The organism is Maribacter arcticus (genome assembly GCF_900167935.1).
GTDB lineage: Bacteria > Bacteroidota > Bacteroidia > Flavobacteriales > Flavobacteriaceae > Maribacter > Maribacter arcticus.
This window is the reverse complement of the sequence record NZ_FUYL01000004.1, coordinates 25756-48259: the sequence shown is the minus strand read 5'-3', so window position 1 is coordinate 48259 and position 22504 is coordinate 25756. Positions and strand designations below refer to the sequence as shown.

General features: G+C 34.2%; 20 protein-coding genes. 3 read left to right on the top strand and 17 right to left on the bottom strand.

Features of this window, described 5'->3' with window-relative positions; translation table 11 throughout:
* Positions 1-129: 129 nt before the first annotated feature.
* The 15 genes from B5X55_RS07405 to B5X55_RS07335 all read right to left on the bottom strand — a co-directional run bounded on the left by B5X55_RS07405 (position 130) and on the right by B5X55_RS07335 (position 15329).
* Positions 130-681: a GNAT family N-acetyltransferase gene (locus B5X55_RS07405; RefSeq protein ID WP_079511985.1), complete on the bottom strand. Its 552-nt coding sequence runs from the start codon at positions 679-681 to the stop codon at positions 130-132.
* A gap of 18 nt (positions 682-699) precedes the next feature.
* Positions 700-1089: a VOC family protein gene (locus B5X55_RS07400; protein ID WP_079511984.1), complete on the bottom strand. Its 390-nt coding sequence runs from the start codon at positions 1087-1089 to the stop codon at positions 700-702.
* Positions 1090-1108: 19 nt separating this feature from the next.
* Positions 1109-2065, bottom strand: a complete 957-nt coding sequence (locus tag B5X55_RS07395; RefSeq protein WP_079511983.1) for an alpha/beta hydrolase — start codon at positions 2063-2065, stop codon at positions 1109-1111.
* A gap of 179 nt (positions 2066-2244) precedes the next feature.
* The gene (locus B5X55_RS07390) at positions 2245-2694 is read right to left on the bottom strand and encodes a PH domain-containing protein (RefSeq protein ID WP_079511982.1); all 450 of its coding nucleotides are present in this window, start codon (positions 2692-2694) and stop codon (positions 2245-2247) included.
* Positions 2695-2891: 197 nt separating this feature from the next.
* Complete coding sequence (locus B5X55_RS07385) at positions 2892-3758, bottom strand: DUF5694 domain-containing protein (protein ID WP_079511981.1); 867 nt, start codon at positions 3756-3758, stop codon at positions 2892-2894.
* A 214-nt stretch (positions 3759-3972) separates the two neighbouring features.
* A complete protein-coding gene (locus tag B5X55_RS07380; RefSeq protein WP_079511980.1) occupies positions 3973-4287 on the bottom strand; it encodes an HPF/RaiA family ribosome-associated protein in 315 nt (104 codons plus the stop codon).
* A gap of 105 nt (positions 4288-4392) precedes the next feature.
* Entirely contained in the window at positions 4393-4578 is a 186-nt protein-coding gene (locus B5X55_RS07375; protein ID WP_079511979.1) for a hypothetical protein, read from the bottom strand.
* 66 nt (positions 4579-4644) lie between these two features.
* On the bottom strand, positions 4645-4788 hold the full coding sequence (locus tag B5X55_RS18850; RefSeq protein ID WP_200811596.1) for a hypothetical protein: 144 nt from the start codon (positions 4786-4788) through the stop codon (positions 4645-4647).
* 960 nt (positions 4789-5748) lie between these two features.
* Positions 5749-7698 carry a heavy metal translocating P-type ATPase gene (locus B5X55_RS07365; RefSeq protein WP_079511977.1) on the bottom strand — a complete coding sequence of 650 codons (1950 nt, stop codon included), beginning with the start codon at positions 7696-7698 and terminating at the stop codon, positions 5749-5751.
* A 44-nt stretch (positions 7699-7742) separates the two neighbouring features.
* The gene (locus B5X55_RS07360; RefSeq protein WP_079511976.1) at positions 7743-8159 is read right to left on the bottom strand and encodes a Fur family transcriptional regulator; all 417 of its coding nucleotides are present in this window, start codon (positions 8157-8159) and stop codon (positions 7743-7745) included.
* 96 nt (positions 8160-8255) lie between these two features.
* The gene (locus B5X55_RS07355) at positions 8256-9236 is read right to left on the bottom strand and encodes a succinylglutamate desuccinylase/aspartoacylase family protein (RefSeq protein ID WP_079511975.1); all 981 of its coding nucleotides are present in this window, start codon (positions 9234-9236) and stop codon (positions 8256-8258) included.
* A 251-nt stretch (positions 9237-9487) separates the two neighbouring features.
* Entirely contained in the window at positions 9488-10507 is a 1020-nt protein-coding gene (locus B5X55_RS07350; RefSeq protein WP_079511974.1) for a glycoside hydrolase family 43 protein, read from the bottom strand.
* A 3-nt stretch (positions 10508-10510) separates the two neighbouring features.
* Positions 10511-11962, bottom strand: coding sequence for an MFS transporter (locus B5X55_RS07345; RefSeq protein WP_079511973.1), 1452 nt, complete (start codon positions 11960-11962; stop codon positions 10511-10513).
* Positions 11963-11977: 15 nt separating this feature from the next.
* Positions 11978-13129, bottom strand: coding sequence for an endo-1,4-beta-xylanase (locus B5X55_RS07340; protein ID WP_079511972.1), 1152 nt, complete (start codon positions 13127-13129; stop codon positions 11978-11980).
* Positions 13130-13154: 25 nt separating this feature from the next.
* Positions 13155-15329: an alpha-glucuronidase family glycosyl hydrolase gene (locus B5X55_RS07335; protein WP_079511971.1), complete on the bottom strand. Its 2175-nt coding sequence runs from the start codon at positions 15327-15329 to the stop codon at positions 13155-13157.
* A 295-nt stretch (positions 15330-15624) separates the two neighbouring features.
* Here B5X55_RS07335 and B5X55_RS07330 point away from each other — a divergent pair, with 295 nt between their 5' ends.
* From B5X55_RS07330 to B5X55_RS07320, 3 genes are all read left to right on the top strand, one after another.
* Complete coding sequence (locus B5X55_RS07330; RefSeq protein ID WP_079511970.1) at positions 15625-17766, top strand: thioredoxin domain-containing protein; 2142 nt, start codon at positions 15625-15627, stop codon at positions 17764-17766.
* A 97-nt stretch (positions 17767-17863) separates the two neighbouring features.
* On the top strand, positions 17864-18619 hold the full coding sequence (locus tag B5X55_RS07325) for a sulfite exporter TauE/SafE family protein (RefSeq protein ID WP_079511969.1): 756 nt from the start codon (positions 17864-17866) through the stop codon (positions 18617-18619).
* A 38-nt stretch (positions 18620-18657) separates the two neighbouring features.
* Positions 18658-19851, top strand: a complete 1194-nt coding sequence (locus B5X55_RS07320; RefSeq protein ID WP_079511968.1) for a DegT/DnrJ/EryC1/StrS family aminotransferase — start codon at positions 18658-18660, stop codon at positions 19849-19851.
* A 4-nt stretch (positions 19852-19855) separates the two neighbouring features.
* On the opposite strand, the gene ribB is transcribed toward B5X55_RS07320, so the two are convergent.
* On the bottom strand, positions 19856-20992 hold the full coding sequence (ribB, locus tag B5X55_RS07315) for a 3,4-dihydroxy-2-butanone-4-phosphate synthase (RefSeq protein WP_079511967.1): 1137 nt from the start codon (positions 20990-20992) through the stop codon (positions 19856-19858).
* A gap of 10 nt (positions 20993-21002) precedes the next feature.
* Positions 21003-22484 carry an LptF/LptG family permease gene (locus B5X55_RS07310; RefSeq protein WP_262494154.1) on the bottom strand — a complete coding sequence of 494 codons (1482 nt, stop codon included), beginning with the start codon at positions 22482-22484 and terminating at the stop codon, positions 21003-21005.
* Positions 22485-22504 lie beyond the last annotated feature (20 nt).

Below are 22504 nucleotides of genomic sequence, written 5' to 3'. Positions count from 1 at the left end.
ATTTATTAATCGCAATGTTACGATTAATAGATTGATAATTCAAATTAAAATTGAGGTTTGTTTATTTAATATTGGAAGTGACTAATGCAATTTGGTAAGGTAAATTTTAGTGTGTGGGTAATCTTATAATTATTTACTTCTTTCGTCAGTTTCAAGAATTGAATATTGAAAATTGTCTGACCAACCAGATTTTAAAGGTAGTATTTGCCTAAGGCGACCTTCTCGTAGCATTCCTGATTTCTCTAAAACCTTAATTGAGCCAATATTCTCTACAGCACACCCAGCTTCAATACGATGTAGTTTGAGTGCATCAAAACCAAAATCTATTATAGCTTTTAGGGCTTCAGTAGCATACCCTTTTTTACAATAATCTGAATGTATTTTATACCAAACTTCAGCTCTTTTATATTTCTGATGACCGATTTTTAGTCCGAAGAGACCCATGAATTTTCCATTCGATTTGTTGTCAATTGCAAACGTGTAATTTTTAATCTCTTCAGATCGATTCTCTTTAATCCATGGTTCAATAATAGCTTTGGTTTCTTCAATACTATTCGGAATACCCAATGCATTGAATTTGTCGGTTTCGGGTAAAGAATGCAGCGTATGAATTGAATCTAAGTCTGATCTATCAATCAGTCTTAGTCGTATCCTTTCAGTTTCTATTTCGGTTTCGTTCATTATAAATTACCCTATCTATTAACTAGTGCAGTTATCAATACGCCAAGGTGGGTTTAATCTATTATCACCTCCATAGTAGAGTATTAGTTGATTACCATCAAGATCTTTTAATCTCGCTTCGCGCCATAGCCATCTTTGGTCTGTTGGTAGTTGCTCAAATTGTATCCCTTTTTCAATAAGCTCGTTTACAAGTACATCAAGATTGTTACTTTCAAAATAGATGTATATACCATCTCCTTTTGGTAAGGTATCGGTTTGGTGTATCGAAAAGGTGGAGGCTCCATCTGGGCATTCAAATCTTGCGTAATTTGGTAATGATGCTACAATTAATCTTAATCCAAGTTTTTCATAAAAAGGGATTGATTTTGTCAAATCTAATGATGGAATGGTTACTTGATTTAAGTTCATAGTTTAATTTTAAAACCCATTATTCATTAAATCGATCTATGAAAGCTGTAAATGATTGAATAAAGTGCTTTCTAGGAGTTTCCATAAAAGCAGCATGGTCACCACCAGAAATTACCACCCAACTTTTATCGGCTGTTTTTAATCGAGTGAATAACTTTGCTTGGTTAACTGTTGGTGCTAATGGGTCAAATTCACCCTGAATAAGTAATACTGGTGTGGTAATTAATGATGGGTCAATAATATTATACTCACTCTCATGCCTCCAATCAACTCGTATGGGGTCATACGCCAAGGCCTTCTTTACATAGGTGTCTATTGCTTTTTGACTGATGCTACCTGGTATGATAAAATCGCTCGCTGCATTTTTTGCTGTATTTATGCTTTTCATTAATTGCTTATCATTTGTGTCTTCAGGTATTTTGGAATCTAAATCTTGCCAATATCCAAAAATCGTTAGGCTGGCAATATTTTTTGATTCTTTTTGCGTGGCAAGTAGTGATAATGTTGACCCCATTGACCAACCGAATAAATGAACTTTCGAATTATTATTTTCTTCTGAAATCCAATTTAAAATATTCAGAATATCGTTTGAAGCTATTTCTGGTGATGACCATTCTGTAGCATCTCTAGGTGTTTTTCCGTATCCTCGTAAATCAATAGCATAGGCAGAATACCCTTGTTCTACTAAACCATCCATTAAAGACAACTCTTCACCTTCTACCTGTAAATCAAAATCAGGAACACCGCTCCAAGTTCTACCATGAACAAAAAGAATAATTCCTTTAGCATTTTCAGCTTTTTTCTCCCAAACCGCCATGGGGTGTCCGTTCGATAAAACGGTATGTCGTAGTAAAGAATCATTGACCAAAACAGCCGTAGCATTACCTTTTGTAATGGGTAGATGCTCGGCTTTACAAGCTATAGTCGTTACTAATAAAAGAACTAGTACCCATTGTTGTTTTAAAAGAGTTGTCATGAGATTTCTATTTTAGGTAAATGATATTGGTGTTAAAATTTTTCGTTTCCTTTTGAGAACGAAGCTAAATCCATTCCCGATAGCTATCGTGATTAGCGACTTTATAAATATATACAGACCTTTCGATTTAGTACTAAAGTGAACATTACGTTTAGGATTTAGGTAGGCTTCTCAGGAAGTTATTTCAATTCCTCTTGTCCGTCAGATATTTTAATTTTGTTGTTCAATTCTAATATTTTACTGATGAACAATTCATTAGTTTTCGGGCTAATATATAGTTCGTTGTATTTGTCATATTTTATGATAAGCCCTTTTCTAGCGGTAGCAGGTCTAAATCCAACCCAAAGAGTTTTTCCTTTTATAATCTCAGTTATTCTGTCCGTATTTATTTTTCCATTAAAAGGGCCACTTCTATAAATCAAACCGTCTTTTTTGGACAATTCATAATTAGTTCCGAAATACAGCCAAAAGAGAAGTCCGACAATAGCTAAAATCAGAATTAGAGTCCAATATTCATCTTTTTCCATTTCTCCATTAATAATTCCCACAATTGTGATTCCAATCAGAAATGAGTTTATTCCAAGAATTATTGCACTAAATAATATGTCTTTTTTACTGTCGAATATCATTTTTCATCTTTCCTTAAATAATCAGCTAAACGCAATATGGTCTCAAGCCAATTTACATCAGTAAGTTACTCATTCTATTTATATGATGATTATGTGACTGTAAATAGGGGCAGAGGGTATTCAAGAAAAAGCCACCTAGTATAGATTGGCTTTTTCTTTCTTTTGAAAAAGACAGTGATGTTTTAAAAGTGTTTACTTTATTTTAAGTAATCCAGGGAATTTACCATTTCATATTTCGGACTTCGATTCATAAACTCCCGTAACATTGCCGTATGTGCAGAACCCATTAGAATAAGAACCCTATCGTTCTTATTCATTTTAATTCGGTTTAGGTTAGAATATATTTTCATGTTGCGATGGTAAAATAAGGCCGCTTGGTCAGCTCCTACAAAATTGTCATCGATACCCACGTAAAAAAGTTTATCGGCGTTTGCGTTTAAAGAATAATCTAACATTATCGGATTATTAATTAATGCCAACTTTTCTAAAAGTGATAAATTATCAAAATTGCTGCTTCGCTTTTCAAGTTCTGGATATGCCTTTAATGGATTGTTTGTTATTTCTAAATAGGTTGCTGGGTCAATAGCATTTGTTAATTCTGGGCTATTTTCTATAAAATCTCCTACACTATAATTATAATTCATATGATTATCGATACCATAGACTTTAACAAGTCCGCTCATTCGAGCCACATCAAAACCTACCATACTCAATTCGCCATATTGCATACTAAGCTCACTAGGGTTTTTTAAAAAATCTTGATAGGCTTTATTTATATCATTATCAATTTCAGGTAGGTATTCTAGACATATAATGGTGGGTTTAAATTTCGCCAATTGAATTGACAGTTTTCGAATTTCTTCTTGTTCCTTAGCATTGTTTTCATCAAACTCAACCTTGGTAGCATCGCTAGTAGAACCAAAATGAAAAAAACCAACATTTAATACTTGAATTTTATCTAATTTTTTCGAATCGACAACCGGGACTTTTTCAATTGAATTTTCAGGAACACTATTTGTACAACCAAGCAAAGTAAAAGAAAGGATATAGATTAATTTCTTCATGTACAGTTGTTCTTTCGATTTTGGTATCTTACTTTTTAATCTTAAAATAATCGAATAAATGTAGTAATTTCTTTTATTTTGAAGAACAAAATATTTAACTGCGCTTTTTAATCAAACTTAGCTTTCAACTAGATTTCTAAAAGGTGTCTTTTTCATTATCCGTCATTTTATCTGTTGATTCAATATCAATATTATGTTTAATCTTTTATAAATATTAATGCTTTTGACTTTTTCCTATAATGGTTTCAATGGCACTTTTTATTTTGTCAATGGCACCTGCTACGGCAAGATCAATTGTGTTTGCCTGGTTACTGATTGCAATGGGTTGTCTGCCTTCAAGTCTAGCCTCTAGTAGACACGAGATATCATTAAATCCATCCTTTTTTCCATTCTCATCTTTTAAGTGAACCTCTATTCTGGTTATATGAGATTCGAACCTTTCTAATGCTTCGGTAATTTGAGAACTAAAAAAATCGCTACTTCTTTCTTCTCCGGTAATTGTTTTGTCAGTATTTATTTGAATTGTCATAGTCTATTATGCTTTTTTTAAAGGTTTCTAAAAGGCTATTTAAGTTATTTGAATAGCCTTTTAGTCCTTTGTTATACTCCATTTTCGATTCTCATTATGCGGTTTTTAGTTCTTTTGGTCATCTCCTGGTCTCGGTGACTTGAATACGTCCAATCCCTCTTTTCTATGTTCCACTACTTGTTCTTTGATAAATTCACGAAACTCCCTGTTGCTCTGACCATCTTGTTTGGAGAATTCAGCTACTGTTTTGGTTATTCCTCTTGACTTGGTGTTCAAATATGTTGTACTCATATGTATTTGTTTTAATTAATTACTCTTTATTTTTTTCCTTCTGCTCTTATGTAATTTTCAATTCTCTTAATTTTTGTTTTGTTGTTTTTTTACAGTGGTCTCATCATAATCAAAATGATTGGTAAGTTGGTCGGTGTTACCGGTCGGATTTGTTGGATTGGTCTGTTCTTTTGCTCTTTTGAATTTCTTTCTATCTTTTATCATTCCCATGTACATCGTTTTAAATGTTCATGGGTAGTATAAGGGTTAAATACCCGAACTCTTACAATGTTGTCTTAAAATCGGGAGTTTAATGTTAAATCAATTCAACCATTGGTATACTTTTTAACGGTTAATTGTAGCTAGTACTTTTAGTTTGAAGGATACATCACACTGTACCAATTAATAACCTTATTGTTTTGAAATATAGCTTTTAGTCAGGCTAACTATTTTACAGTAAATGGTTGTTTAAAAATGAGCATGTAAAAAGACGCCGACGTTTAGTCTAAATTGTTATCGGGATAACACAGAGACGAATTTTTACATTTTGTTTTTTTCCTTTTAAAAGCAAAATCCAATCCCGATAGCTATCGTGATGGCAGACTAGACAAATAAGCTCAAGCTATTGAATTTGGCGTTTTTTGCACTATTTGCTATAGGTGTCCTAAGTTAGCAAACGTATTTTAGTACATCATTGACTTAATTAATATTCTCTTGATAAAATAGTCCGAAGGGTCAACTTTATAATAATCAACTACGTCGGGAATTTTGAAATATGGAATATGGCCAAAAAGCTCAATTTGTTCGTTATATTTTTTGATAAATTCGTTATCCTTTTCTAATGCTCTAAGAGCCTTACAAAATTTACCATTTACATTCATAATGGGGATAGTCATCTGATATGAAATCAAGGAATTGATAGTTTTAAATTCTGATAAATCTATACCCATAATTGTATAAAAACCTGATTCGAAGGTTTCGTCGGTTTTTAAAGTCTTGTAGGCGTTTTTTATTTAATCCCTTCGATTACTGACTGAGGAACGGTTATGATATGTAGTTCGTTAGCCATGTAGTATAATGTTTAAAGTATTTTGAAGCAATTGCTTCAAGCAAATGGAATTATTACTTTTAATGAATTTGAGAAAAACGGACAATTAAAAATAGATCGCTATTGATTTCATCGAGTTTGCTTTAATCCCAATTCATTCTTTGTAACCGAACGGCATTTAAAATTGCTAATAATGCTACACCAACATCAGCAAAAACAGCTTCCCACATAGTAGCTAAACCACCTGCTCCTAAAGCCAGAACAATTACTTTAACCCCGAAAGCCAATGCTATATTCTGCCATACAATGCTTCGTGTAGATTTACCAATTTTTATTGCCTTTGCAATTTTAGACGGTTGATCAGTCTGTATAATTACGTCTGCGGTCTCAATGGCTACATCGCTGCCTAGACCACCCATGGCAATACCAATGTCACTAACTGCCAGAACAGGTGCATCATTAATTCCATCGCCAATAAAGGCTACTTTTGTGCTAGGCAATTTTTTCAACTTTTCAACTTCTTCGAGCTTATCTTCAGGTAACAATCCACCTTTTGCCCAGTCAATGCCCAATTGTTTTGCTACTTTTTGTGTAATGGAATCTTTGTCACCAGAAAGCATTATAATTTTTGTGATTCCAGCAGCCCGTATTTCTTTAATCGCTTGGTGTGCGTCATCTTTTAGTTCATCTGCAACCGTCACGTAACCAGCAAATTTTCCGTCTATAGCAACCAAAACAATAGATTCTACAATATTGTCAATTTCAGTTGAAACGTTAATCTGGTTCGATATTAGTAAGGCTTTGTTTCCTGCCAAAATAGTTTTACCGTTAACGATTCCCTTTAAACCTTTACCTGCAATTTCTGAAACATCGGTCGCCTTAAAACCCTCTCCTTCCGTCTTATATTCTAATATTGCTTTAGCAATTGGGTGAGTAGATTGTTCTTCAATAGCGATCAAGTACTTCATGAATTCAACTTCGGTAAAGATCTGATCTGTAACAAGATCCTGAATTTTAAAAACACCTTTGGTTACGGTGCCTGTCTTGTCCATAACCACCGTGTTTATTTTGGTCATGCTATCTAAAAACGAAGCTCCTTTTAACAAAATTCCGTTTCGTGAGGCAGCTCCTAGTCCGCCAAAATACCCTAATGGAATAGAAATGACCAAGGCGCATGGGCAAGAGATAACTAGAAATATCAATGCTCTATACAACCAATCTCTAAACACATAGTCATCAACAAAAAAGTAAGGGAGTAGTGTCAGTCCAATTGCAAGATAAACGACTATAGGTGTATAAATACGAGCAAACTTGCGAATGAAAAGCTCAGTTTTTGATTTTCTAGCTGTAGCATTTTGTACCAAATTTAAAATACGGGCAATTGAACTATCTTTAAATTCCTTTGTGGCTTCTATATCAATAACACCTGCTAAATTTATGCTTCCGGCAAATACCGATTCTCCTTTTTTAAGTGTATCTGGCTTGCTTTCTCCAGTTAATGCCGCAGTATTAAAAGAAGCTTTATCAGATAATAAAATACCATCTAGCGGTACTTTTTCACCAACGCGAATTTGAATTTTCTCGCCTATTTCAACCGATTCTGGATTAATAGAGATATATGTATTATTACGAAAGACCAATGCTTCATTTGGCCGTACATCAAGTAAAGCTTTAATATTGCCTTTGGCGCGTTTTACGGCAGCTCCTTGAAAAAGTTCACCTACGGCATAAAATAACATTACGGCAACACCTTCGGGGTATTCACCTATTGAAAAGGCACCTATGGTTGCAATACTCATTAAGAAAAACTCGGTAAAGAAATCTCCTTTTATAATGCTTTTCCATCCTTCTTTTATTACCGGAAAGCCTACGGGAATGTAAGCCACTATATACCAGATAATGCGTATCCATCCATCAAAAAATGAATACGTTTCAAAATAATTTAACACAATACCAATCATCAGCATTATAAAACTGAATATGGCAGGGAGGTAGGTTTTTATAATTGACGTGTTACCTGCGTAATCATGGTTATGACCATTAGAATGTTCTGTTGTTTTGAGGTCTCTAAGGTTTACTTTTCTCTTCTTCATAATTCTTGCAAGTTCGAAAAATTATGAATGCAACTGTAGTGCATTTAATGTTGGCTACAGGTGTCGCAGATGCCTTTAATTACCAAATTTGCATCTTCGGCTATATACCCGGTAGGTAAATTAATATGTGGTATTTTGTGTTCGGTTAAGCAAACCGTTTTGTCACAATTACTGCAATGAAAATGTAGGTGCAAATCTTGGTCTAATTCACAGTTACAACCAGGTTCGCACAGGGCAAATTTTGAGATATTGGTACCGTCGTCTATTTGGTGTACAATTCCTTTTTCCTCGAATGTCTTAAGGGTACGGTATAGCGTAGTGCGCTCGGCTTTTTCAAAAGCATTCTCAATATCGGTTAAAGCGACTGCAATTTCCTTTTCGGCCATATACTTGTATATCAAAATACGCATAGCCGTAGGACGTACACTTTTGTTCTCTAAAGTTTTTTCAATATCTGTCATCCTCTTTTAAACTAAAACTTTCTACGCTTAATTTTATATATCAGTAGTAAAGATGAATAAAACCCTTTTCACTAATTAGCTTTATAAAAATAAGTTTTAGATGATTTGCTCAATATCATGTGCTATATGAAAAATAGCATCACCTTGATTTACAATGGGAGACTCATTAATGCATATAATATAACCAGAATCACCAGCCTTCATTTTACGCTCGAAATACCCAAATGGTCCTGAAATATTACCTAATTCAGTACCTTTTTCCACTTTTTGACCCACTTTTACAATAGGATGAAACATGCCAGAGTGTTTTGCTCGTAACCACTTAGATGCATTTACCAATTTTGGGGTAATGGGCTTAGAATTCATTTGTTTTAGTTCTTTATCGAAATTACGCATGCCCAAATGATGCATTAAACGCAAGGCACCAGCAATACCGGTATCTGTAATATCACGATGAATTTGAAGTGATTTTCCACCTTCATATAACAAAACTTTCTTGTCTAATTGATGTAAGGTCTCTCTAAACGATTTTTCTCTTCCGGCAGATTTTACAATAAACTCTGCACCAAAAACTTTCGCTAGAGCAAGCCCTTCTGCATCATTCTTATCTATTCTAATTTGAGGCGCATTAAAACGACTGTCACCACCCGTATGATAATCAATACAATAATCGATAACCGGTGCAATATCTTTCACTAAGTGATAGGCAAACCTACTTGCCAAAGAACCGCGCAAGCTTCCTGGAAAAACCCTATTTAAATCTCTACCATCGGGAAACTGTCTTGTTTGATTCAAAAAACCAAAGATGTTTACTACAGGAATACAGATAACCATACCGCACTCCGGTTTGTTGTACTTATTAGATACCAACTGGCGTACTATTTCTACACCGTTGATTTCATTACCATGTATGCCCCCTGTTATTAAAAGGGTGGGGCCATCTTTTTTACCTCGTTGTACAATTACAGGTACTTCTATTTTAGTTCTTGTATGAAGTTTGGCAATATCTAAATTGAGTTGTGCTCCTTTGCCTTTTTCAATGGTTTCGCCTAAAACTGTATATTTTTTATTTGACATTCCGTTATGCGTAAATTTTGATTTTTCTATTGTAAAACCTAAAAGGTTACAAATTGTTATATTTCAAAGGATGAAATTACTATTTAAATAAATATTACTTGAACAAAATATTTGGCTAGTCAATTCTAAAATATTTCTAGACTTAAATATTAGAAGTTAAATTATGATATATCAAAATAGAAAACATGATTAAATGATTCCATTTGGTTTCATTTAATCATGTTGAAAAAGATGTTTTTAGCTGTCTGAAATTACGAACTATAGGGAGTCAATGTTTTTATATGACCATCTTCTTGGTGCTCAATTTCAGCCATTTTTACAGAGCGTAAATGTGTGATGCCTTTAGAAAGACTACTGTCATGATAAAACAAATACCATTTGTTATCTACTTGACAAATAGAATGATGAGAGGTCCATCCTACTACCGGTTCTAAAATTCTACCACCGTATGTAAATGGTCCGTAGGGATTATCACCGATAGCATAGCAAATAAAATGGGTGTCGCCTGTGCTATAAGAAAAATAGTATTTACCGTTGTGCTTGTGCAACCATGAGGCTTCAAAAAATCTACGGTCATTATCACCTTCTAATATTAAGTTTCCGTGTTCATCTACTATTTTAATTTCTTTGGGCTCTTCCGCAAATTCTAGTAAATCATCTGTCAACTTTGCTACAATAGGTAGTAAGGCATTTTCCTCAGGTTTTGGTAATTCATTTTCAGAGCTATAAACGTTGTCTCTGTATTTTTGTAGTTGGCCACCCCAAATACCACCAAAATAGATATAGTAGCTGCCATCTTCATCTTCATAAACAGCTGGATCTATACTATAGCTGCCTTTTATAGCCTCTGGTTGCGGCTTAAATGGACCTATAGGATTATCAGAAACAGCAACCCCAATTTGAAAAATACCGTCAGCTTTCTTTGCAGGAAAATATAAATAGTATTTTCCATTTTTATGGGCTGCATCTGGCGCCCACATTTGCTTTTCTGCCCAAGCAACATCATTTACATGTAATGCAACTCCGTGATCAATGGCTTCACTATTTACATTATCTAATGAAAGCACATGATAATCTTCCATGGCGAAGTGACTTCCTAAATCATCAAAAGGGATGTCAGATTCTATATCATGAGAAGGATATATATAAATTCTTCCATTGAAATAATGTGCAGATGGATCTGCGGTATATATATGGGATACTAAGGGTTTTGAAATAGCTTTATCGTTTAAATTTTCAAAATCAATATGTTCAATACTATCTTCTGGCATCGTTTAGGCTTTTCTTCTTGTTATTAAATCTTCTTCTATCTGAGTCTCCATTTTCTTATTAATCTCATAAAAAAACAACAATGCAATCGCTAAGAAAAATGCTATTGCAGGGTAGATGCTTACGAGTAACTTGGTACCTTCTATGGCACTCTCTGGTTGTGTAACCATTTCTGTGGTAGCAAATTTCTTTGGAATATAATTGTAGAGTCCTAAAATCCATGTAACCAAAGAACTACCAATGGTAAGGCCTAATTTTAAGCCAATCATCATGGCAGAAAAAATAATGGCGGTAGCACGTCTATTGTTTTTCCATTCAGAATAATCTGCTACATCAGCAATCATAGCCCATAATAATGGTATGGTTATTCCATAGAAAAATCCGTGCAAAATTTGTGATAAGAACATTAATTCAACTGAGGTTGGGGTAAAGAAATAAAATACGGCAATAAACAAAGTTGATACAAAAAGAGCCCAACCGAATACATCGCGCTTGCCAAACTTATCGGCCAATCCTTTTGATAAAGAAATACCCACTATCATAAAAATAATTCCGCCTGCATTAAACAATCCGAACCCAGCAGAAATAGGGTTATCACCAAAAAAATCAATACCAATCGTATTTAAACCATGTAGTAACGGACCGATGAATTCGCCTAGACTAGCGGCATCAACATAATTTTCAAAGTAATACACATATGAACCACCTTTCATGGCTAACGTAATGAAAACCAAGGTTGTTAATACCAGCATAATGATCCAAGGCTTGTTCTTTACTAAATCTCCCAAATCTTCTTTAAGGCTAGATTTTTGTTCGACAGTAGGTATAACTCTTTCTTTGGTAGTGAAAAATGTAATCAATAGCATTACGGTGCCGATTATTGCTAAATAGGTCATTACAATTTCTATACCCACAGCCTTATCGCCATCGCCTGCATATTCTATAATTGGTAACATAAAAACTTGAACAAAGAATTGCGCGAACATAACGGCTACGAATCTATATGAAGATATACTATTACGTTCTTTCATGCTACCTGTAATAACACCGCTTAACGCCGCATATGGTAGGTTATTTGCAGCATATAATAACAGAAGTAACGTATATGTAATTGCAGCATATGCCACTTTACCGGTATAATCAAAATTCGGTGTGCTGAATGCAAGTAGGGCAACAATGCCCAATGGTACCGAGGTAAATAAAATCCAAGGTCTAAATTTGCCCCATTTACTTCTGGTTCTATCCGCTAATGCCCCAATAATTGGGTTGAAAGCAAAAGCTGCAATCATACCTACAATAAAGATTATAACCGAAGCATCTTTTGTTTCTAGGCCGTATATGTCGGTGTAGAAATATGCCAAATAGGTTACTAAGGTTTGAAAAACTAGGTTTGCAGATAAATCTCCTAAAGAATATCCGATTTTTTCTTTAAGAGAAATTTTATGATTGTTGTTCATTTGAAATTAGTTGGTTTAATTAAGGCTGTCATTAGCAACTTGTAAGACACTGTAATATGCTGCTTTTGGTTTGTATTGTTTATCGAATAAAAGTGGGTAATTAGTTCTGTTTCTTATAGGCCAATTGTTTAACCAAGATTGACCATCGTTTACACCCCAAAAAGTGACTCTACCAATTTTGTCTTTATGTTTTTTGAAAATTTGGAAGATATCGTGATAGCGCTTTGCAAGTTTTTTGGAAATAGAATCTGGTAATTGAGTAGGGTACGGATTCATAAACTCGCTACCTTCAAAATTTTGATTTACCTCGGCTCTTTGTAAATCCCACGGGTTGGGTAAAGCGGTAATATCCAATTCGGTTATCATCACTTGAATCCCCAGTTTAGAATAGTCTATGATACTTTCTTCAATTTCTTCTAATGATGGTTCTTCTAAGCTCCAATGGCCTTGCATACCTATACCATCTATTTTCGCCCCATTTTCTTGAAGCATTTGAACTAGTTTAATTGCCCCGGCTCTTTTTTCAGGATTAGTCATGTTATAATCATTGTAATAAAGCTCAACATTAGGATCAGATTCTTGTGCCCATTTAAATGAATTCATTATATAATTTGGACCGAGTTTTTCTAGAAACAGAGAATTACGCAAGGTTCCATCTTCGTTCAAGGCTTCGTTAACAACATCCCAACCGTGTATTTTACCCCGGTATCTAGATGCAATAGTTTGTATATGATTTTTTAAACTTTCAGACAGTTCTTTCTTGTTATCAATTTCAGATACCCAATCTGCCAATTGGCTATGCCATACTAAATTGTGGCCTATGAACACCAAATTGTTTTTGGAACTAAAATCAACATACTGATCAGCCATTTCAAAGTTAAAGGTTCCTTTTTTAGGTTCCATATATATCCACTTCATTGAGTTTTCTGGTGTGATGGAATTGTATTCTCGCTTTACAAGTTGCGCGCCTAAACTATCTTTCTCTAAAATTAGATTATCATTTACAGCTGAACCAATTAGGAACTCTTTTTTAAATCCATTTTTTAGGGAAGGTTCTATATTTATATCTGCAACTTTATTTTGCTCTTTACAACCTATGATAATTAAAATTAGGGTTGTTGAGAAGAAAAATGACTTTAACAATCTTGTTTTAAAAAAAAGTTCCATCGTTTAAATAGATTTTGAAAGTTGATTAATCCCATTGTGGTCGAATACCTGGAGCAAATGGAAATTTAAGTGACTTATAATATTCTAAACTTTGTGTTGGTTTTTCAACTCCTTCTGGTAATTCTTTTTTCGAAAATGTTTGAAAATATAATAAACATGCATCTCGCCACCACTTGGCTTCTTTTAATTGAATTTGTAATAACATTTTCACTTCGTTATACTCACTATCGTTTAAATAAGGTTTCGCGTTATCCCAAGTTTGAATCATATGAGTTACGTCATTTACACCTTCTTGATATTTTAGAGCAATACCATCCCATAAAGTGTTTCCGTTCTGTAATTTGTAGTCCCATGGAACATGATGAAACCAAAGGAGATATTCTTCGGGTATAGTGTTTATATCATTAAATGTTTTCTCTAAATATGAAGCGTATTGCTCAGTAGCATTACTGCCCGATGGTGTACGGTCAAAGCCAATACCATTTGCATCTGCTTGATGATAGTAAACAGGATTCCAATCTGGTCTACCTAAATTATCGACCCATGGGCCTGGACCGTAATGATGGCCAGTATCAAAAATATGATGTAAGCCTAACGGATTCATGTAATTAACAACGGCCTCTCTAGAAGTAAGCATTAGGTTTTTTACGGGCTCAATAAAATCTTGGTTATTACTATAGGTGGCTCTCAACCATTCATCAGCAATTTTCTCGGAACTTAAATCAGGATCCCATGCCAAACGACCAAAGCCGTACCAATTTGCTTGAGCAAAAGGATGTCCTGTCCAATTTAAATCAGTGCCAATATTGGCAACACCTGCAATTCCTGATAAGGTATTACCATACAAACTTCCGTCAATAACCTTTGCCACAGTGGAGCCTTTGCCTTTCTGATACGTATCTGAATCTAAGACTTCTTCAAAAAGTTTCGGCAAGAAAACCAAATGGCTGCTAAAGCCTAAATACTCTTGCGTAATTTGAAATTCAATTACTAATGGAGTTTTTTTCATAGCCCCGAACATAGGGTGAAATGGTTCTCGAGGTTGAAAATCTATTGCTCCGTTTTTCACCTGAACTAAAACATTGTCTTTAAACTTACCATCATAAGGTAAGAATTCATCATAGGCTTGTTTAGCCCTATCTGTATCGTCGTGTTCGGAATAAACGAAAGCTCTCCAAATTACATTACCACCAAATGGTTTTAATGCAGTAGCCATCATATTAGCCCCATCTACATGGTTGCGACCATAGTTTTGTGGCCCTGGTTGGCCTTCTGAATTTGCTTTAACTAAGAATCCACCAAAATCAGGAATTCGCTTATATATTTCAGCTACTTTATTAGACCACCATTTTTCCACTTCTGGATTAAGTGGGTCGGAGGTTTCTAGATTGCCAATTTCAATAGGTGCAGAAAAGCGAGCAGTCAAATAGACCTTTATTCCATATCCTCTAAAAACATTGGCTAGGGCTTCTACTTTTTCTAAATACATAGGTGTGAGCACTAAGGCATTGGCGTTTACATTAGTAAGAACCGTTGAATTAATACCAATAGATGCATTTGCTCTTGCATAATCTATATAGCGTTGATCTATGTATTCTGGTAATTTTTGCCAATTCCATAATGAGAAACCTGCATACCCACGTTCTACACTGCGATCAAGATTGTCCCAATGATTCAACATTCTTAAATCTACTTTAGGACTATCTACTAAGTCAATAGATTTTAATTTTTTATGTGTTTGCATTAAATGTAAAAACCGAAACGTAGCATAGAGAATTCCGATATTCTTTTTTGCGCTTATAATAGTAATTGATTTCTTTTTATAGGTCAATGATTTGATTATAAATCCTTCGTCTGTTAATACCTCAATATCATTACCAACCAAATCCTTTAAATCATTTGGTAAGTTTTCATAAACGTCAACAATTAGGGAGTTATCTGAACTTATGTTGCTTGAATATTTTACCTGCTTATTTAGCATTTGAGGTAGTGCAAGGGAAAACTCTTTCTTTGCATTTTTTAAGATATCGTTATCATCCTTAAAATATATAGAACTTACTATTTCAGCATACTCGTTAAGTAATTCAGAATTTTCGATTTTATCATATTTTAACCAAAGTTTATAGCCATCAGCCTGCTGACTATGTAGCATAGTAAACATTGGTAGAAAAAGGATTATGTATACGTTTATATGTTTCATTTTAGAGGTTTTTGCAAGCACATTACCTTTAAAAATAGGGTAATTCTATTGATAAGTGTGCATTTAAATAAACCTGCTTGCTAATAATAATTGAAAAGAAAAGCGAAATAAATTTATGAATTATAAGATTCCTTTTGCCTATAGCACTTTTTTGTTAAAAGTAGAATAGTGAAATTAGCTACTAAAACCCTTTCGTTAATTCTATTTTAGTAATATCAAATAAAGCTATGAATGCGATAGGTTTAAAATAAAATTATCTTTGACGAATCTATTTGTAATTATTTCCTTTTATCATATGAACATCTCTAAGCTATCTTTACTCATTGTATTTTCAATTCTATTAGGTTCTTGTAAAAACGGAGGCACTGAAAAGAATGAAAAATTAGGACAAGAAAAGCTTGAGACTACTGATTATGAGTTTACTAATGAACTTATCCATGAAACCAGTCCTTACCTACTACAACACGCACACAACCCTGTTGATTGGAAACCATGGTCAGAAAGCGCTTTCGAGTTAGCGAAAAAAGAAAATCGATTGGTTGTTTTAAGTGTTGGGTATTCTACTTGTCATTGGTGCCATGTAATGGAAGAGGAGTCTTTTGAGGATATAGAGGTGGCCAAATTGATGAATGAAAAGTTTATCAGCATAAAGGTGGATAGGGAAGAGCGACCAGATTTAGATATGGTATACCAAACGGCATTGCAATTGGTGAATGGTACTGGTGGTTGGCCTATGAACGCTATAATACTTCCCGATGGAAGTCCTATTTATTTAGGTACGTATCATGAAAAAGATGAATGGAAATCAATTCTTCACAAATTCAGCGAAGAATTTGTGAAGAACCCAGAAAAAATAAGAGAATACGCTTCAATGCTGGCTAATGGAGTGCAAGAGGTATACGAACAACCTGCAAAACAAATGGCCAATGCAGTTACAGCCGATAAAGTTATAAGTGGTGTTGAAGAATGGTCTTTATTATGGGATATAGAATGGGGAGGTAATAAAGGGCAGCAAAAATTTATTTTACCAACGAATTTGAATATGTTGTTAGACTATGCCGTTTTGCAACAAGATGTCGATGCCGAAAATCATGTTTTAAACACGTTAGATAAAGTTTCACATGGAGGGATTTACGATCATGTAGACGGCGGATTCTTTAGATACAGCACTGATGATAAATGGAAAGTACCTCATTTTGAAAAAATGCTGTATGATAATGCCCAAATGATTAATTTATTGTCAAAGGCATTTAAGCTGACTGGTAATGAAGAGTATGCTGATGTGGTTAACGAAACTTTTAAGTTTTTGAAAACTGAAATGAGAAATGAAACTGGAGGATATTTTAGTGCAATGGATGCGGATACTAATGGTGAAGAGGGAGTTTATTATGTTTGGAAACAGGAGGAAATACAAGAGCTGTTAGGTGACGATTTCGAACTATTTTCAAAATTTTATGGTATTCAAGATAATGAGGTATGGGAAAATGGAAATTTTGTATTGAATAATACTACTTCTAAGGCCAATTTTTCAAAGGAGTCTAACATAGCGTTAAATGAATTACAGAATAAAATAAAACAATGGAAAAGCATTCTATATAAGGCCCGGCAAAAAAGGACTAAACCTACTAAAGATTACAAGATTATTACTTCTTGGAATGCACTTTTAATTGATGGTTTGTTGGAGGCGTATAAGGCCTTTGGTGATGAAAAATACTTAACTGAGGCAAAATCAATCTTTGAATATATAAAAGCCAATAACCATAATAATGATGTATTGGTTCATTCATTTACTACCGATAGTAAGCAGAAAGAAGTTTTTTTAGAAGATTATGCTTTTCTGGGTAAAAGCGCATTTGCATTGTATGAGGTAACCTTAGACGTTTCGTATCTAGAAATTTCAATAAAATTAATGAACACGGCTATTGATAAATATAAAAGTGAGTCAGCATTGTTTTATTACAATAAATCGAGTGAATTGGTGCCGAAAATAATAAACACATCTGATGGAGTAGTGCCATCCGCTAATGCAATTATGGCGCAGAATCTTTTCAGAATTGGTCATTTGGAATATAATACAGAATATTTAAAGAAAGCCGAAAAGATGGGTTCGTTACTGGTGAGTGATTTTGAAAATTACGCTGTAAGCTATGGTACATGGGGCTCATTGTTTTTGCAACAAGTATACCCTTTTTATGAAATAGCTGTAGTTGGTAGTAATGCGAAAGATCATATCAATCAAATAAATGCCACTTATTTAGCGAACACGTTGCTTGTAGGTAGTACAGTTTCTAGTGATATATCGCTTTTTAAAGATCGCTATGATATCGCTGACACATTCATTTATGTATGCCAAAATAACACCTGTAAGTTACCTGTGAAAACAGTTGAAGAGGCTTTTAAGCAAATAAAATCTTTTGGATATCAAGGGCTTAAGTAGAATTATTAAAAGTTGATCTTTAATTAGTAATCTACGGATCTTTACTAATCTTAATTTTGTAATATTTCAATAATGAAATTCGGTTTACCTTTGTTCTATGGAAGAATGGTATGCCTATCCTTTATTAATTGTCGTCGGTTTTATCGTTGGTTTTATTAATACAGTTGCAGGTGGCGGTTCTCTACTTTCACTACCTATTCTAATTTTTCTTGGATTACCATCAACCTTGGCAAATGGTACAAATAGGGTAGCTGTCATATTTCAAACTGCAATAGCAACTGCCGGTTTTAAAAGTAAAGGAGTTTCAACCTTTCCATTTAATTTATACTTGGGTTGCTCTGCTTTTATTGGCTCTATAATTGGTGCCAATTTAGCAGTTGATATTAATGGCCCTCTATTTAATCGAATATTAGCAGTTGTCATGATTTGTGTGGTGCTTATTGTAGCATTTGGCCCAAAAATTAGTATCAACGAGGTTCAAGAGCGACTTACAGGTAAATATTTGTGGTTAGGTATTATTGCATTTTTCTTTTTTGGAATTTATGGAGGTTTTATAAATGCGGGTATAGGGTTTATTATAATTCTATTTCTTCATTATATAAATAAGATGACGTTAGTACGTTCTAATGCGACCAAAGTAGCCGTCGTTTTTATGTATATGGTATCTGCTTTGGTTGTTTTTGCCTGGAATAACCAAGTGAATTGGAAAATCGGATTAATTTTAGCCATAGGTAATGGAAGTGGTGCTTGGTTTGCTAGTCGAGTTTCAGTAAAAAGGGGAGATGGTTTTGTGAAAAAATTTCTCATTGTTATGGTGTCGATACTAGCCATAAAACTTTGGTTTTACCGATAATTTAAACAAGATTTGTATAACTATTAAAACAAGAAAGAATGCCAGGATTTGAATTATTTGGTGAAAGTGAAAAAAATCAAGTACAAGATGTATTAGATTCTGGAGTGCTTATGCGTTATGGTTTTGATGGTATGCGAAATAACCATTGGAAGGCTTTAGAGCTTGAAAAGGCGTTAGCAAAGAGAATGGAGGCTAAACATGCACAAGTGGTAAGTAGCGGTACTGCTGCGCTAACAGTGGCGTTGGCAAGTGCAGGAGTAGGGGCGGGTGATGAAGTTATTATGCCAACATTTACGTTCGTAGCAAGTTTTGAATCTATTTTAGCAATTGGTGCTGTGCCAATTTTAGTTGACATAGATGATACATTAACACTAGACCCTTCTGCAGTTGAACATGCAATTACTAGTAAAACAAAAGTTGTTATGCCTGTTCATATGTGTGGCTCTATGGCAGACCTTAAAGCGTTGAAACATATATGCGATAAACATAACTTGCTCTTGTTAGAAGATGCATGCCAAGCAATTGGAGGTAGTTTTGACGGAAAGCCTTTAGGTAGTTATGGTGATTTAGGATGTTTTTCTTTTGATTATGTAAAAACCATTACCTGTGGTGAAGGTGGAGCCATTATTACAAACAATGAGAAGTTTAAGATAAACGCAGATCATTATTCTGATCATGGTCACGATCATGTTGGTAACAATAGGGGAACAGAAACTCATCCGTTTTTGGGATATAATTTTAGAATTTCTGAATTGAACGCAGCGGTCGGTTGTGCTCAAATTGAACGTTTAGATGATTTTGTAGCTATCCAAAAAAAACATTACTCCACATTAAGAGATACAATTGATTCACTTTCTAATGTTACTTTTAGAAGAGTGCCTACTGGTGGAGTTGAAAATTACTCATTCCTATCATTCTTTTTGCCAACAGAAGAATTAGCTAAGAAAGCCCACACTGCTTTGGGTGATGCTGGTATAGATGCTTGTTTTTATTGGTTTGATAATAATTGGCACTACTATAAAAAATGGGAACATTTAACCCATAAAAAATCTTTGGGGAAACTTCCACAAGAGGTTATCAATCAATTGCCAGATTATTCTAAATCAGACTTCTCAAAATCTGATGCATGGGTAGGTAGAACTATTTCATGCCTAATAAAACTTAGTTGGACGGATGAACAGGTTGCTGAACGTGCTATTAAAATGAAAGAGGTTTTAGCAAAATTAGCCTAGAATTTTAATAGGCGACATTCTCTACAATTTCTAATCCATAACCTACAATTCCCACACGTTTTGCTTGGGTGCTATTGGTCATTAGTTTCATTTTGTGAATACCTAAATCATGCAATATTTGGGCTCCTATACCGAAGTCACGGCTATCCATTTCTATTTTAGGAGCTTTAGTGATGCCTTGTTTTTGTAGCTCTTTAAGTTCTTTTAATCTCGAAAGCAGATTAAGTGATTCAGAATCTTGATTTATAAAAACAATGGCACCTTTACCTTCTTGATTTATTTTTTTAAACATATCCTCTAATTTTTCATCAGGGTTATGTGTTAAGGTTCCTAAGATATCATTATTGATTAGCGTAGAGTTAATACGCGTTAAAATTTTATCTTCAGAAGACCATGTACCTTTGGTAAGAGCAAGATGCACATGATTATTAGTAGTTTGTTTGTATGCTCGTAACCTAAAGTCTCCGAATCTTGTAACAATGTCAAAATCAGTTTCTTTCTTGATTAAACTATCATGCTCCATTCTATAGGCGACAAGATCTTCAATTGAAACAATTTTTAAATCAAATTTTTTAGCCACTTTTACTAATTCAGGAAGTCTCGCCATACTTCCATCCTCGTTCATTATTTCTACAATAAACCCTGCAGGTTTTAAACCAGCTAGTCTTGCAAAATCAATTGCAGCTTCCGTATGTCCTGTTCTACGTAATACACCACCTTCTTTGGCAACCAATGGAAATACATGCCCTGGTCTCACTAAATCATGAGGTTTAGTATTTGCATCTGTTAAGGCAAAAACTGTTTTAGACCTATCGGATGCTGATATACCTGTTGTTACACCGTTACCTCTTAAATCTACAGAAACTGTAAAAGCTGTTTCAAAAGGGTCAGTGTTGGTATTTACCATCATGTGTAATCCTAAATCTTTACAACGACCTTCCGTTAAAGGAGCGCAAATAAGGCCTTTACCGTGAGTGGCCATGAAGTTAATAGTCTCAGGCGTTGCTAATTCAGCAGCGGCTAAAAAATCACCTTCGTTCTCACGATTTTCATCGTCAACAACAATGATTACTTTACCTAAACGAATGTCTTCAATCGCTTCTTCTATAGTGTTCAATTGTATTTTTTTAAGATCAGTCATGTTTAAACAATCAGCTTTTATCTTTTTTCTTAAATATTTTTTGGAAGAAATCTGAAATAAATCCAAAATTCACCATTCCCTTGTCTTCGGTTGCTCTTTTAGTTAGAAAAACACCTAACGGTAGCATAATCAATGTGGAAAGCCAAGCACCTAACATTGGGTGAATATTGCCTTCTTTAGCATAATTACTCGCAAATACTCCTATGAAATAATAGATTAGGAAAAGTACTATCGCAATGACCATCGGTAAACCCAATCCACCTTTTCTAATGATAGCACCAAGCGGGGCACCAACGAAAAATAGAATAATACACGAAAAAGCCAAAGCATATTTATTATGAAGCGATAGAATATGCATGTTGTAGATTTTATATCTTTTTTGCATTTCCTCTTTTTTACCGCTTACAGTGCCAAGAATACTACTAATACCATTTTTAGCGGTAGTTAATATTTGTATCTGCTGCCACTCGGGGAAAAGAATAAGAAAATTCTCCTTTATGGAATCTTGTAAAGCAATATTCGCCTTTGCTATAATTGCTTTTTTGGTTGAGATTGAATCCTTTTTTGTTACCATGTCAGCTTTGGTAGAATCAGTATTCTTTGTAATTAATGGAACAAATATGCCGCTTCTGCTTTCAATGTTTTTTGAAAATGCACGAACAATTTTATAATTATCTCCGCGTAAAGAATCAATATCTTTAGTTAGACGTGAGATATTTTTCATCTTGTCTGTACTGATATCTCGCTCTTCTTCTAACTCATCATTATTAATATCTGGAATTTCGATATTCATGGTATAGGTTTCGAAATCAGCTTGTGCAAAAGGAAATTTCATTTTGCTGTCATTGCTTTTTGTTTCCACATCATTATAATAATGACCATCTCGTAATACAAGTTGAATGAAATCAGATTCTTCACTACTAATCAATTCACCAGTCTTCGCTTTTATTACAGTAATGTTAAGGTTTGACTTAGATTTTTCATGTATGATAACGTTCTTTAAGAAACGATCATTATCACCATACTTCTCATCAACTTTAATATTCATTCCCTCAAAATCGCTAAATACACCTTCTGATACTACAGCTGCGGGTTTTACTTTAGCAATATTTCTACGAAGGTTATAGATTTTACGTTGCGACAATGGAATTACATTATTGGCAAAAAAGAAGGTTACAGCACCTAATATGGTTACAAAAACAATTAGGCTTAACATAGAACGCTGTAATGATATACCTGAGGCTTTCATGGCAGCAAACTCATAGTTCTCTGCAATTGAACCAAAAGTTAAAATAGAGGATAATAGTACAGTTAAAGGAAGTACTTTTTCGGTAAGATCAGGTAATAGGTAAAATAGGAACTTGCCTATAATTACAATGTCTAGACCTTTACCCGCTAGGTCATCAATAAAAAGCCAAATCGTTTGGAATATGAAGATGAACATCAATATTACAAACGAACTGACAAAATTAAAGACGAACCTTGATAGGATATATCGGTCTAGTATTCTCA